This is a genomic window from Polaribacter sp. AHE13PA (assembly GCF_019278505.1).
GTDB lineage: Bacteria > Bacteroidota > Bacteroidia > Flavobacteriales > Flavobacteriaceae > Polaribacter.
This window is the reverse complement of sequence record NZ_CP058985.1, coordinates 1,443,667-1,456,890: the sequence shown is the minus strand read 5'-3', so window position 1 is coordinate 1,456,890 and position 13,224 is coordinate 1,443,667. Positions and strand designations below refer to the sequence as shown.

The window sequence follows — 13,224 nt, the reverse complement described above, 5'->3', positions numbered from 1 at the left end:
ATGAAAGTAGTAAAAAGTATTTTAGCAGTAGCTGTTGTTGCATCTATGGTTTCTTGTGGTAACCAAGTAAAAGAAGTTAAATCTTTAGAAACAGAAATAGACTCTGTTAGTTATGCAATTGGTTTAAGTATGTCTGGTCAATTAAGATCTGGTTTCGAAGAAGTAAATAAAGATATTCTTACACAGGCAATTAGAAATGGTTTAGATTCTACTAATTTATTAATAGATGTTAAAGATATTCAGAGTGTAATTAGCCCTTATTTTCAAAAGAAACAAGCAGAGCAAATGAAAGAGCAGCAAGAAAAAGCAGCTAGTGAAGCAGAAGCTAAGTTTGGAGAAAATAAAAAAGCAGGAATTGACTTTTTAGCAGAAAATAAAACAAAAGAAGGTGTAATTACTACAGATAGTGGTTTACAGTACATTGTTTTAAAAGAAGGTAACGGAGACAAGCCAGAAGGACCAACAACTAAAGTAAAAGTTCATTATCATGGAACTAACATAGAAGGAAAGGTTTTTGATAGCTCTGTAGATAGAGGTACTCCAGCAGAATTTGGATTAAACCAAGTAATTAAAGGATGGACAGAAGGTGTGCAGTTAATGAATGTTGGTTCTAAATACAAATTTTTTATACCTCAAGAATTAGCTTACGGAGCACAACAAAAAGGTGCAGATATTAAGCCATTTTCTACATTAATTTTTGAAGTAGAATTATTAGAAATTACAAAATAATATACTTGATGAAGAATTTAAAATACTTAATTGCATTTGTTGTTTTATTAACTGCATGCAGCACTACACCAGAAAAGTACAAAGGACTTAATGATGGAGTTTATGCTGAAATTTTAACCAATAAAGGGGAGATTTTAGTAGAATTATATGCAGAAGATGTACCAATGACAGTTGCAAACTTTGTTTCTCTTGTAGAAGGAACAAATAGCAAGTTAGTAGATTCTTTAAAAGGTAAAGACTTTTATGAAGGTGTTATTTTTCATAGAGTTGTAGATAACTTTGTAATTCAGGGTGGTGGTTTTACTGCTAGTGGAAGAAAAGATGCAGGTTATGTTTTTGGTGACGAATTTCCAAAGAGTGAAGATGGAGATTTAATGTACAGACATAATGATAAAGGGATTCTTTCTATGGCAAATGCAGGACCAACAACCAACAATACTCAGTTTTTTATTACTCATAAACCAATTCCACATTTAGATGGTAAACATGCTGTGTTTGGTAAAACAATAATAAACGCACTTCAATTAAAAGAATTAAAAAGTAAAATTAAAGATTCTTTACAGTTAAACAAAGCAATAGATTCTACAAGAATGTCTGTTGTAAATAGTATTGTACAAAAAGATACTATTTTATCTGTAAAGATTCTTAAACTTGGGGCTGAAGCAAATAGCTTTAATGCCGCAGAAGTTTTTGATACTCAATTAGGAGATTTCGCAAATTTAGAAAAAGATAAAAAGAAAGCTGAAGATGAAGTTGAAAAAGCAAGATATGCTAATTATTTAGTAGAAAAGGCGGCTTTTTTAGATGAAATGGATGAAGCTAAAGCAGAAAAAACATCTTCTGGACTTCGCATTTTAAAATTAAAAGAAACTTCTGGAAAAAAAATAGTTGACAACAAACCTTTAACTATTAATTATACCTTGTATACTGCAGATGGTAAAAAAATTCAGTCTACAGCAGAAACTAGTGGAACACCTTTTGTTTGTCAGTTAAATGATACTCAAAGACCTATGATTGCAGGTTTTAAAGAAGGTGTCTTAACGATGAACGAAGGAGAAAAAGTACGTTTATTTATCCCTTACTATTTAGGGTATGGTGAAGAAAAATATGGTCCTTTTCCTGCAAAATCTGATTTAGTTTTTGAAGTTGAAGTATTAAAAATTGGAAAATAATTTGTTAGAAAATATTATACATTTAGATAAAGAGTTATTAATTTTTCTAAACAGTTTAGGGAGTGAGCAATGGGATCCGTTTTGGTTGGTAATTACCAATCAGCTTTATTGGAGCCCATTGTTTATTCTTATTTTTTATTTAACCATTAAGGCTTATGGTTGGAAACAAGGTGGATTTATGATTCTTACCATGATTTTATTGGTCGCCTTTTCAGACCAATTTACGAACCTTATAAAAAATTCTGTTCAACGTTTACGTCCTAATAACGATCCAGAAATAAAGCACTTATTAAGAACGCTAATTACTCCTCAGAGTTTTAGTTTTACCTCTGGGCATGCTTCTACATCAACATTTTTCTCTGTTTTTGTAGTATTACTTTTAAAAGATAAATATAAGTATATCTACTTTGTTTTATTTTGGCCATTAATTTTCGCTTATAGTAGGTTGTATTTAGGAGTACACTTTCCTCTAGATATTATTGTAGGCGCTTTAGTAGGTGTCACTTTTGCTAATATTTATTACTACTTTTTTAAGAAGGTCAATCAAAAAATATTTCAATAAAATTAGACAACATCCTTACTTTCTTTTGTGTTTTTTTTTCGATAATTATCGAAGTAAAATACATGCAATAAATTCTTCAATTTAAAATATTAAAACCAGTTTTATAAATGCATAATTAGGTTGTTCTAACTTTTTTTACGAACTAATTTTTCATTTTAATAAAAAAAATGTAATCAAAATACATTTAAACTTTAGAAGTAGCAACTTTTTTATAGTACAGGTCCGAAACTAAAAAAAGAGGCTGTAATTGGTGCTCTTCAGAAATAAAACATTTGCTAGAAAGTAGTTGATAATTCTGTGTTTTCTACAACATTATTCAGATTTAAAGACACGTTATAATTTATTTTAGAAATATTAAAAATAAACTTACTTTTTAGAATTAAAATGGATGATAAAAAGTAGATTTTAAGTAAATTTGCAGTTAACAAACCCGGAAAAAAATAATATGAAAATATCATACAATTGGTTACAACAATTTTTGCAGATAGATTGGGAGCCTGTTAAAACAGGAGAATTGTTAACTGATTTAGGTTTAGAGGTGGAAGGAATTGAAACCAAAGAATCTATAAAAGGAAGTTTAAAAGGAATTGTTGTTGGTAAGGTTTTAACTTGTATACAGCATCCTAACGCAGATCGTTTAAAAGTAACTACAGTAGATTTAGGCCTAGAGAATCCCGTACAAATTGTGTGTGGTGCACCTAATGTTGCTGCAGGACAAAAAGTGCCAGTTGCAACTATTGGAACTACTTTATATGACGAGAAGGGTGACGGCTTTAAAATAAAAAAAGGTAAGATAAGAGGAGAGGAGAGTCATGGAATGATTTGTGCCGAAGACGAATTAGGTTTAGGTAAAGGGCATGACGGAATTTTAGTCTTAGATAAAAAACTAAAAACGGGTACACCAGTTGCAGAAGTTTTTAAAATAGAAACAGATTATGTTTTCGAAATAGGGTTAACGCCTAATAGATCTGATGCAATGAGCCATTTTGGTGTTGCAAGAGATTTACGTGCAGGTTTAATTCAGCAAGACATTAAGTTAGAATTGATATCTCCTTCTGTAAGTAATTTTCATGTAGATGAAAGAACGTTACGCGTAGATGTAGAAGTAGAAAGTAAAGAAGCTACTCCTCGTTATTGTGGTATTACGATTACAGATATAGAAGTTAAAGATTCGCCAGAATGGATTCAAAATAGGTTAAAGGCTATTGGCTTAACACCTAAAAACAATATTGTAGATATTACAAATTATGTTTTACATGAATTAGGACAGCCTTTACATGCCTTTGATGCTCAGAAAATAAAAGGAAATAAAATACTTGTAAAAACATTAGAAGAAGGTACTAAGTTTACCACTTTAGATGAAGTTGAAAGAGAATTATCATCAGAAGATATTATGATTTGTGATGGAGATTCTAATCCGCTTTGTATCGCAGGTGTTTTTGGAGGTTTACATTCTGGAGTTACAAAATATACAAAATCTATATTTTTAGAAAGTGCTTATTTTAATCCGGTTAGTGTTCGTAAAACAGCCAAAAGACATGCATTAAATACAGATGCATCTTTCCGTTTTGAGCGTGGTATAGATATAAATACAACAGAATATGCTTTAAAAAGAGCAGCATTGTTAATAGAAGAATATGCAGGTGGTAAATTAGCATCAGATGTTTCTGATTTTTATCCTGTTAAGATAGAAGATTTTCAAGTATTTTTGTCTTTTGAGCATGTGTATAGATTAATAGGACAAGAGATTCCTAAAGAAACCATTAAAAATATTTTAGCTTCTTTAGAAATTAAAATTAACAGTGTAACTAACGGAGGTCTTGGCTTAACAATACCTTCTTACAGAACAGATGTACAGCGTGAAGCAGATATTATTGAAGAAATTTTAAGAGTATACGGTTATAATAATATTGAATTTTCTCACAAACTAAATACTTCAATTTCTTTTGACTCTAATAAAGAAACTAAGATAGAGAACGTTATTGCAAACCAATTAAGTGCTTTAGGTTTTAACGAAACAATGGCAAATTCTTTAACAAAGCCAGAATACACGGCATTGTCTGAGAATATTAATGAAGAGGCAAATGTAGAAATGTTAAATCCGTTAAGTAACGATTTAAAAGTATTACGTCAATCTTTATTGTTTAGTGGTTTAGAATCTGTTAGTTATAATATCAATAGAAAAAATAACTCACTACAATTTTATGAATTTGGTAAAACATATCATAAATACAACGAGAAATACGAAGAAAACAAACATTTAACGCTTTTTGTTACCGGTAACAGAACAAAAGAAAGCTGGAGTGTTGCTAATAAATCAACTGACTTCTTTTACTTAAAAGGTGTTATTACTTCTTTATTAAGTAGATTAGGAATAGATAAAGTAAAATCGTCACCATCTAAACAAGATATTTTTTCTGAAGGAATTTCTTTTGGTTTAGGAAAAATAAAATTAGTAGAATTTGGAGTTGTGAAAGCTTCTTTATTAAAAGAATTCGGAATTAAGCAAGAGGTTTTATTTGCTGATTTTAACTGGGATACTATTTTAAAATTAGTAGGAAATAAGAATATTAAAGTAAGTGAGTTATCTAAATTTCCAATTGTAAAACGTGATTTAGCCTTATTATTAGATTCTAAAGTTTCTTTTAACGAAGTATACAATTTAGCTTTTCAAGCTGAAAAAAAGCTATTAAAAGAGGTTGATTTATTTGATGTTTACGAAGGAGATAAATTACCAGAAGGAAAAAAATCGTATGCAGTTAGTTTCTTGTTACAAGATGAAACAAAAACTTTAGCGGATAAACAAATAGATAAAATAATGCAAAAATTACAGCAATCATTCGAAAAGAATTTAGAAGCTGTATTAAGGTAATTTAAAAATTACTTTTATTAATTTTCATAAAAAAACCATCTCATTTGAGATGGTTTTTTTTACTTACTAATTCAAATATTTATCTCAAAAACAGTTTACAAAGTTGCTTTCAATAGTGCTTTTTCAAACACGGTGCAAAAATAGTATATTATTTGAGAATATGTTAATTAAATTTAATTTTTATATTAATTTAATAAAAAAACGACTCTCAATTGAGAATCGTTAAATTTTATTCATTTTTGATGTAAAAATATAAGAGTTTATGCTAATACATTATAAACTTAAAAATATTTATACAGCGTGTTTATGTGCCTTGTAAGAAGAACGTACTAAAGCACCACTTTCTACATACATAAAGCCCATTTCTAAACCTAATGTTTCGTATTTTTTAAACTGATCTGGAGTGATAAATTCTTTAACCGGTAAATGCTTTTTGGTAGGTTGTAAATACTGACCAATCGTAATAATATCACAATTTACTGCACGTAAATCTTTCATGGTTTGTATAACTTCTTCTTCCATTTCTCCTAAACCTAGCATTAAACCAGTTTTAGTTCGCATTCCGTTTTCTTTTAAGTATTTTAAAACACCTAAACTTCTATCGTATTTTGCTTGTATTCTAACTTCACGAGTCAACCTTCTAACGGTTTCCATATTATGAGAAACTACTTCTGGATGTACTTCTATAACTCTATCTAGCTGCTTTGTATTTCCTTGAAAATCTGGAATTAAAGTTTCTAAAGTTGTTTTTGGGTTTGCTCTACGGATTGCATCCACAGTTTCTGCCCAAATAATAGAACCACCATCTTTTAAATCGTCTCTATCTACAGAAGTAATTACAGCGTGTTTTATGCTCATTAATTTTATAGAACGTGCCACTTTTTCTGGTTCATCCCATTCTACAGTATCTGGTCTTCCGGTTTTTACACCACAAAAACCACAAGAACGTGTACATGTGTTTCCTAAAATCATAAATGTAGCAGTTCCTTCTCCCCAACATTCTCCCATGTTCGGGCAGCTTCCACTAGTACAAATGGTATTCAGTTTATATTTATCTACCAAAGTTCTTAGTTCCGTGTATTTTTTACCAACAGGTAATTTTACACGTAACCATTTTGGTTTTTTAGCTTTTTCTGGAAGTATTACAGATTCTATTGCCATTTTTTATTGAATTTGAAAAACAAAGATACAAAGGAAAAAATAAAAAAGTAGAGTTATCATTTTAAGTATTAAACTTGTTTTATAAGAAATAATGAGATGTTGAATTTTCTTCTAAAAGTGTCCGGTTAAACCCGCCTTAAAATGTTCCCAATCAGAAATTATAGCTTTAAAAATAATAAAAGAAACTACAGCAATTAAAGTACTTATTCTTATGTTATTCTTGTCTTTTTTAGAGATGGAGTTCTTTTTCTGTTTTGTTGTCATTACAAGGTTTTTTAGAAAATAAAGAATTAATTACAAAAACATTGGTATATAGTTTAAGATTTCTTAATAATCTCTGCTAACAATTTTTTAGCTCTCAACAACTTTACCTTTACGTTATTCATAGGTTCGTTAATTTGCTCGGAAATTTCTTTATATGATAATTCCTGAAAATAACGTAATTGAATCACTTCTTGGTATTTCGGTTTTAATTTTTTTATGTCCCTTAACAACTTCGCTAAGTTTTGTTCTGTAATAATTTTATCTTCAGGAGTAGGGTTTTCATCGACTACTAAATACGCTTTTTCTTCTTGTTCTTTAGAAGTATTAGTAGCGATAGAAATATTTTTCTTCCGTAGTAAATCGATATGAACATTCTTAGAAATGGTGATTAGCCAAGTCTTAAAAACATACTGTTCATCAAAAGTATTAATTTTATCAAAAGCTTTAGAAAACGTTTGTATAGTAATATCTTCTGCTTCGTTTTCGCTTTGTGTTCTCTTTAATTGATAATTATAAACGGCAGACCAATAGGTATCCAATAAGAATCTAAATGCAGATTGATTTCCACTTTTAGCCTTTGTAATATTGATTGTAAGTTTAGTATTGTCTATTTCCAATGATTTGGTTTTGACGACAAATTAGTGATAAATATTGAAAAGTGAAATATTAGTAGTCCTATTTCTAAAAAAGGCAATACATAAGTGATAGTTGGTTCTTTTAATTTTTTAGCAGAAAAACCGATAACAATGAATTGTACTAAATAATACGTTAAAAATATTGCTAAAACAGGTTCCCAAGGATAAAGGAAAAATAAAAGAATAGCCAAAAGATAAAACAATACTTTAGAAACAAAGAACAAGCCTAAAAAGAATTTATGTTTTGGTTTATAGTATTTTGCTGTAGATATATGTCTCCTTTTTTGTTGAAACCATTCTTTAAAGCTTTTGGGAGCAATAGATTCTGTAAAACTTTTTTTAGAGATGGTAAAGGTCGTATTTTCTTTGTTAGCTGCATCTTGAATAAACAAATCATCATCACCAGATTTTATATGGATATGATTTATAAAACCTTTCACATTAAAAAACTCAGATCTATGATATGCTAAATTACGACCAACTCCCATATACGGAGATCCTAATTTAGCATAACTAAAATATTGTATTGCAGTTAACAAGGTTTCGAAACGAACAAATAAATTTACTAATGATTTTTCTTTTTTATACTTACCGTATCCTAAAACAATGGTTTTTTCTTCTTGGAAATTTTGAACCATTTCAGAAATCCAATGTTTAGATACAGGTTTACAATCTGCATCTGTAAACAAGAGATGATCATTTTTTGCACCTTTTATTCCTAGTGTTAACGCGTATTTTTTATTTCCCCAAAAAGCCTCTATATTCTCAACATTAATTAACTTAATATTAGAATGTTCTTTTTCAAAAGACTCCATTACCTCTAATGTTTCGTCTGAAGAAGCGTCGTTTATTAAAACAATATCAAAATTTGAATAATCTTGATTTAATATAGATGGTAAAAAATCTTGTAAGTTTTTAGCTTCATTTTTGGCACATACAATTACAGTTATAGGAATATCTAAGGCATTTTTTCTATCTGTTTTTTTTTTGAATAAAAAAGAAGAAAAAATGAGATAATAAATAATTTGTATTGCTGTAAATACTACAAAAGAGTAGAAGAGTACAGATAATATCATTTAAAAAAGAGAGTTAGTTATGTTCGGTGTCTTCGCAAGTATCAAATTGGTCTGGAGTTTTTCCACAAAAACCACAAGACTCTCCTGATTTGTTTAACATTGGGTTTTGGCTTGCACAAGTACCTGCAAATTTACCATCTTTTTTTGCCCATATTTTTATAGCGATTCCTGCCACTGCAAGTGCTAATAAACCTAAAGTAAGAAATAATAATTTCATAATAAAAATTTGAGATACAAAGATACGAATTCTTAAGCTGTCTTAAAAAACAATATAGAATATTTATATAGTGACTTTTTAAGAAATTAGGTGTCAAAACTTTGAATATAATTAACAACTTTAACATAAAATTATGGATACAATTACACAATCTTTACAAAACTTTTACAACACAATTTCTGCTGGTTTAGGAAACTGGGGACTTCAATTAATTGGTGCTTTTGCAGCATTAATAATTGGTCTTTGGATTATTAGGATGATTATGAAAGGAGTTTCTAAAGGGTTTGAAAAAACAAAATTAGATGAAACTTTACAACCTTTTCTATTAACCAGTATTGGTTTTATTTTAAAATTACTATTAATTATTTCTATTGCAGGTATTGTTGGTTTGCCAATGGCCTCTTTTGCAGCATTAATGGCAGGTGTAGGTTTGGCAATTGGTGCTGCTTTTAATGGTTCTTTAGGGCATATAGCTTCAGGTATTATGTTACTTGTTTTTAAGCCTTTTAAAGTAGGAGATTTAATTAAAACAAACGGAGCTTTTGGTTTTGTAAAAGAAATTTCTGTGTTTGTTACCGTTATAGAAACGTTTCAGAATGAAACTGAAATTATACCAAATTCTACCATTACTTCTAATAAGATTACCAATTTAACTAAAATAGGAAATCTACGTATCGACATGCCTTTTGCAATTAGATATGGATCGGATATTGAGAAGGCAAAACAAATTGTATTGGATGTTCTTTTAAAAGATAATCATGTTTTACAAGAAGGCGCAAGTGCTCCAAGAGTTGCCGTAAATAATTTAGGACAAAATAGTGTTGAGTTATTAGCTTTACCTTATGCTAATTGCGAGAATTATTGGGAGGTTTTTTGGGATACTAGACAGAGAATTGTAGAAGCTTTAGGAAATGCCGGTTATGAAGCTCCTTTACCACAGAGAGTTGTTACAATGACTAAATAATATATTTTATATTTAATAATAAAGAAAAGACTGTTTATCTAGACAGTCTTTTTTTGTATGTTTACTTTTTTGAAAACAATAATCTTGACCGAAGAGAACTTAATAGCACAATTAAAATCAGGAAAACAGACTGCTTTTAGTCAACTTTTAGATGACTATCAACAGAAAGTTTTTGGTACCTGCATTTCTTTTGTGCCTAATAAAGAAGATGCAGAAGATATTGCACAAGAAGTTTTTTTAGAAATTTTTAGATCTATTTCTAAATTTAAAGGAGATTCTAAACTTTCTACTTGGATTTATAAAATAGCGACCAATAAGTGTCTAGAATTTATCAGAAAAAAGAATACTAAAAAGAGATTTGCGTTTATGCAAACTATTTTAGGAAATGAAATTCCGTTAGATAAAACAAGTTATTTTACAGAAGTAAATCACCCAGGTATTTTATTAGAGAATAAAGAAAAATCTGCAACTATTTTTAAGGCTATAAATACTTTGCCAGAAGCACAGAGAATTGTATTTACCTTGGCAAAGATTGATGATAAAAGTTATCAAGAAATAGTAGAAATTACGGGTAAAAGTTTATCCTCGGTAGAGTCTTTAATGTTTAGAGCTAAGAAGAGTTTGCAAGAAAAATTAATAAATTTTTATAAAAACAATAATTAAGCGCAAGTTTTTAAAATAATTTGCATCTAAAAAAGTATAATGTTATTTTATAATTGAAATAAAATGAATAAAAAAGATATACATAAAAAAGTAGAAGAGACCTTTAAGGTATTAGATACTATTGATAAAGTAGAAGTAAATCACTTTTTTAAGCATAAAGTTTTACAAAAAATACAAGCTGAAAAGGTAGAAAAGAAACCTGTTTTTTCTTGGTTTACACCGCAGTTACAATTGGCAACCTTAGGTATTGTTTTGTTATTAAATATAGGAACTATTTTTTATGCTTTTAACAGTTCATCTCAAAGTACAAGTTCAGCTTCAGATATTAAAACGTTTGCACAAGAATACTCTTTACAATCAGATAGCAGTTCTATTTTAAATTAAAAGTTATGAAATCAAAATTACTTCCTATTCTTCTAATCTTGTTACTACTATTAAATGGAGTATTAATTTTTATGATGGTAAAAAAGCCACATGAAAATCAAAGAATTAATCCGACAAGAAATTTTTTAACCGAACAATTAAGTTTTACAGAAACTCAAAAAGCATCATTTAAAACATTAGATGTAGCGCATAGACAGGTAATGAGAGGTCTAGAAGATCAGCTTAAAGATCAAAAAGATATTTTATTTGATAGCTTTAATAAAAAAGATTTTAAGATTGATTCTTTAACTACAAAAATTGGACTTTTACAAGCAAAAAAGGATGCAGAGGTTTTTTCTTTTTTTAAACAGGTAAGAGAAATTTGTACAGCAGATCAAGTGCAAAAGTTTGATAAAATAATTAAAGAAGCCATAAGAGGTGGAGATAGAATGCCTCCAAATGATGGTAACATGCCTCCTCCGGGAAATGAAAGAATGCCACCGCCACCAAGATAATATATTTATAAATAATTTAGTTATAAAAAAGGTCCAAAGCTTAACTGCTTTGGATTTTTTTTTGAGAATGATGAAGTTAATTTTTAAAGTGTTTTTATAATAAAATTAATGCTTTAATTTTTAGGTGTTACTATTTTTTAATTAGATATGTTAAAGTAAAGTTAACGTGCACAAGTTTTTAAAAGCACTCGCATCTAAAGGTATATAAACTTAATAAATAGATTAAAAATGAAAAAATCAACAAATAAATTTTTAGCAGTAATAATAGTTTCTTTAGGAGTATCAGTATCAACTTTTGCACAACAAGGTAATTCTGATGAAAAACCAAAAGGGCCTCCAACATTTAAACAACTTTTAAAAGAATTTGATGCTAATGAAGATGGTAAAATTTCTCAAAAAGAAGTAAAAGGGCCTTTGGCTAAAGATTTTAAAAAAATTGATACAGATGAAGATGGTTTCATTTCAGAAAAAGAACTGAAAGATGCCCCAAAACCAGAAAGAAGAGAAAGACCAAGAAATTAAGGGTAACAAAATAGAATCAAAAAAATCAATCAAACAATTAATTATGAAAAATTATAAAATTCATTTATTCTCATTAGTGATTACACTTTTTATTTTTTCGTGTACAAGTGATGATGTTTCTGATGTTGTAGTAGATGACATAGATGATAACGAAGAAGTTGCTGTGGTAATAGATGATACAGATTTTGAAGCAATAGATTGGACCGAAGCTACACATAGTAAAGATGTAGATCCAAATATTAGCGAAGTTTTTGAAGATAACACAGTAAAAAGGTTAGACTTTGTAATTACAGAAGAGCGTTGGCAAACCATGTTAGATGATATGGAAAACCTTTACGGCACATTTGGGCAAAGTGGTGCAAGTGGTTTTTCAGACGAAGATCCTATTTTTGTTCCTGGAGAAGTTTTTTATGAAGGTAATGAATGGTACAGAGTTGGTTTGCGTTTTAAAGGAAATTCTAGTTTGCAGTCTAGTTGGCAAGTAGGTATTTTAAAGTTATCGTTTAAATTAGATTTTGATGAGTTTGAAGATGATTATCCTCAAATAAAGAATCAACGTTTTTATGGAATTAAAAAATTGAGTCTTAAAAATAATTATGATGATAGCTCTATGTTAAGAGAAAAGGTAGCCACAGATGTGTTTAGAAATGCTGGTTTAGTAGCTTCTCATACCGCATTTTACACCTTATATGTAGATCATGGAGATGGACCACAGTATTTTGGGTTGTATACTTTAGTTGAAGAAGTAGATGGAAGTGTTTTAGATACACAATTTTCTGATGATGACGGAAATTTATACAAACCAGATGGAGATGCAGCAAGTTTTGCAAGCGGAACTTTTGATGAAGATGAATATGTGAAAAAGAATAATGAAGATGAGGCAGATTTTTCTGATGTACAAAACCTTTTAACAATTATAAACGATGGTACAAGAACTTCAGATCCTGAAGCTTGGAGAACCACTTTAGATGCTGTTTTTGATACTGAGATCTTTTTAAAATATTTAGCAGTAAATACGGTGGTTCAAAATTGGGATACTTATGGTAGAATGACACATAACTATTTCCTATACAATGATCCGGCTACGAGTAAATTAACATGGATTCCTTGGGATAATAATGAAGCTTTACAAACTGGTAAAATGGGAGGTTCTTTACCTTTAAATTTCGCTGGCTTAAGTTCATCTCAATGGCCTTTAATTGGGTATATGTATCAAGATGAAGTTTATAAAGAAAAGTATGATGCGTATGTAGAAGAAGTTATAAATGGTGCATTTAATGAAACTACAATTCAGGCTTTATATACAAGTTATGCTGCTTTGGTAGAAGAATATGCAACATCAGAAGTTGCAGGATATTCATTTTTAAATAATAGTTCAGATTTTCAATCGGCAGTTAGTCAATTAAAATCACATGCGACCTCTAGAAAAACAGCGGTAGCAGCTTATTTAGATTAAAGAAAATAGTATTTGAGTTTGGTTAATTGTTAAAAGCTTCATAAGAAATTATG

The 13,224-nt window shown here is 29.3% G+C and carries 15 protein-coding genes; 10 read left to right on the top strand and 5 right to left on the bottom strand.

The window, feature by feature from the left end; all coding sequences use genetic code 11:
* From H0I28_RS06320 to pheT, 4 genes are all read left to right on the top strand, one after another.
* A complete protein-coding gene (locus H0I28_RS06320; RefSeq protein WP_218730711.1) occupies positions 1-729 on the top strand; it encodes an FKBP-type peptidyl-prolyl cis-trans isomerase in 729 nt (242 codons plus the stop codon).
* A gap of 8 nt (positions 730-737) precedes the next feature.
* On the top strand, positions 738-1,901 hold the full coding sequence (locus H0I28_RS06315) for a peptidylprolyl isomerase (protein ID WP_218761029.1): 1,164 nt from the start codon (positions 738-740) through the stop codon (positions 1,899-1,901).
* Positions 1,891-2,463: a phosphatase PAP2 family protein gene (locus H0I28_RS06310; protein WP_218730709.1), complete on the top strand. Its 573-nt coding sequence runs from the start codon at positions 1,891-1,893 to the stop codon at positions 2,461-2,463. Before H0I28_RS06315 ends, H0I28_RS06310 begins: the two co-directional genes overlap by 11 nt.
* A gap of 445 nt (positions 2,464-2,908) precedes the next feature.
* A complete protein-coding gene (gene pheT, locus H0I28_RS06305; protein WP_218761028.1) occupies positions 2,909-5,335 on the top strand; it encodes a phenylalanine--tRNA ligase subunit beta in 2,427 nt (808 codons plus the stop codon).
* Between the two features lie 291 nt (positions 5,336-5,626).
* On the opposite strand, the gene lipA is transcribed toward pheT, so the two are convergent.
* The 5 genes from lipA to H0I28_RS06280 form a co-directional block, all read right to left on the bottom strand.
* Positions 5,627-6,496, bottom strand: a complete 870-nt coding sequence (lipA, locus tag H0I28_RS06300) for a lipoyl synthase (protein WP_218730707.1) — start codon at positions 6,494-6,496, stop codon at positions 5,627-5,629.
* Positions 6,497-6,607: 111 nt separating this feature from the next.
* Positions 6,608-6,760 carry a hypothetical protein gene (locus tag H0I28_RS06295; protein ID WP_218730706.1) on the bottom strand — a complete coding sequence of 51 codons (153 nt, stop codon included), beginning with the start codon at positions 6,758-6,760 and terminating at the stop codon, positions 6,608-6,610.
* Between the two features lie 53 nt (positions 6,761-6,813).
* Positions 6,814-7,377, bottom strand: a complete 564-nt coding sequence (locus H0I28_RS06290; protein ID WP_218730705.1) for an RNA polymerase sigma factor — start codon at positions 7,375-7,377, stop codon at positions 6,814-6,816.
* Positions 7,368-8,471, bottom strand: coding sequence for a glycosyltransferase (locus H0I28_RS06285; RefSeq protein ID WP_218761027.1), 1,104 nt, complete (start codon positions 8,469-8,471; stop codon positions 7,368-7,370). Before H0I28_RS06285 ends, H0I28_RS06290 begins: the two co-directional genes overlap by 10 nt.
* A gap of 13 nt (positions 8,472-8,484) precedes the next feature.
* On the bottom strand, positions 8,485-8,688 hold the full coding sequence (locus tag H0I28_RS06280) for a membrane or secreted protein (protein ID WP_165733369.1): 204 nt from the start codon (positions 8,686-8,688) through the stop codon (positions 8,485-8,487).
* A 133-nt stretch (positions 8,689-8,821) separates the two neighbouring features.
* Here H0I28_RS06280 and H0I28_RS06275 point away from each other — a divergent pair, with 133 nt between their 5' ends.
* From H0I28_RS06275 to H0I28_RS06250, 6 genes are all read left to right on the top strand, one after another.
* The gene (locus H0I28_RS06275) at positions 8,822-9,652 is read left to right on the top strand and encodes a mechanosensitive ion channel family protein (protein WP_218753572.1); all 831 of its coding nucleotides are present in this window, start codon (positions 8,822-8,824) and stop codon (positions 9,650-9,652) included.
* Positions 9,653-9,721: 69 nt separating this feature from the next.
* Positions 9,722-10,315 carry an RNA polymerase sigma factor gene (locus H0I28_RS06270; RefSeq protein ID WP_254712847.1) on the top strand — a complete coding sequence of 198 codons (594 nt, stop codon included), beginning with the start codon at positions 9,722-9,724 and terminating at the stop codon, positions 10,313-10,315.
* Between the two features lie 63 nt (positions 10,316-10,378).
* Entirely contained in the window at positions 10,379-10,699 is a 321-nt protein-coding gene (locus H0I28_RS06265) for a hypothetical protein (RefSeq protein WP_218730702.1), read from the top strand.
* A 5-nt stretch (positions 10,700-10,704) separates the two neighbouring features.
* Positions 10,705-11,193 (top strand): Spy/CpxP family protein refolding chaperone, encoded by a 489-nt coding sequence (locus H0I28_RS06260; RefSeq protein ID WP_218761026.1) that lies wholly within the window; start codon positions 10,705-10,707, stop codon positions 11,191-11,193.
* A 228-nt stretch (positions 11,194-11,421) separates the two neighbouring features.
* On the top strand, positions 11,422-11,715 hold the full coding sequence (locus H0I28_RS06255) for an EF-hand domain-containing protein (RefSeq protein WP_218761024.1): 294 nt from the start codon (positions 11,422-11,424) through the stop codon (positions 11,713-11,715).
* Positions 11,716-11,758: 43 nt separating this feature from the next.
* A complete protein-coding gene (locus H0I28_RS06250) occupies positions 11,759-13,171 on the top strand; it encodes a CotH kinase family protein (protein ID WP_218761022.1) in 1,413 nt (470 codons plus the stop codon).
* Positions 13,172-13,224 lie beyond the last annotated feature (53 nt).

Bases quoted from the DNA above. Each gene is read 5' to 3' on its own strand.
- H0I28_RS06320 (WP_218730711.1), top strand. From the start codon at position 1: ATGAAAGTAGTAAAAAGTATTTTAGCAGTAGCTGTTGTTGCATCTATG.
- H0I28_RS06315 (WP_218761029.1), top strand. From the start codon at position 738: ATGAAGAATTTAAAATACTTAATTGCATTTGTTGTTTTATTAACTGCA.
- pheT (WP_218761028.1), top strand. From the start codon at position 2,909: ATGAAAATATCATACAATTGGTTACAACAATTTTTGCAGATAGATTGG.
- lipA (WP_218730707.1), bottom strand. From the start codon at position 6,496: ATGGCAATAGAATCTGTAATACTTCCAGAAAAAGCTAAAAAACCAAAA.
- H0I28_RS06295 (WP_218730706.1), bottom strand. From the start codon at position 6,760: ATGACAACAAAACAGAAAAAGAACTCCATCTCTAAAAAAGACAAGAAT.
- H0I28_RS06285 (WP_218761027.1), bottom strand. From the start codon at position 8,471: ATGATATTATCTGTACTCTTCTACTCTTTTGTAGTATTTACAGCAATA.
- H0I28_RS06280 (WP_165733369.1), bottom strand. From the start codon at position 8,688: ATGAAATTATTATTTCTTACTTTAGGTTTATTAGCACTTGCAGTGGCA.
- H0I28_RS06275 (WP_218753572.1), top strand. From the start codon at position 8,822: ATGGATACAATTACACAATCTTTACAAAACTTTTACAACACAATTTCT.
- H0I28_RS06265 (WP_218730702.1), top strand. From the start codon at position 10,379: ATGAATAAAAAAGATATACATAAAAAAGTAGAAGAGACCTTTAAGGTA.
- H0I28_RS06260 (WP_218761026.1), top strand. From the start codon at position 10,705: ATGAAATCAAAATTACTTCCTATTCTTCTAATCTTGTTACTACTATTA.
- H0I28_RS06255 (WP_218761024.1), top strand. From the start codon at position 11,422: ATGAAAAAATCAACAAATAAATTTTTAGCAGTAATAATAGTTTCTTTA.
- H0I28_RS06250 (WP_218761022.1), top strand. From the start codon at position 11,759: ATGAAAAATTATAAAATTCATTTATTCTCATTAGTGATTACACTTTTT.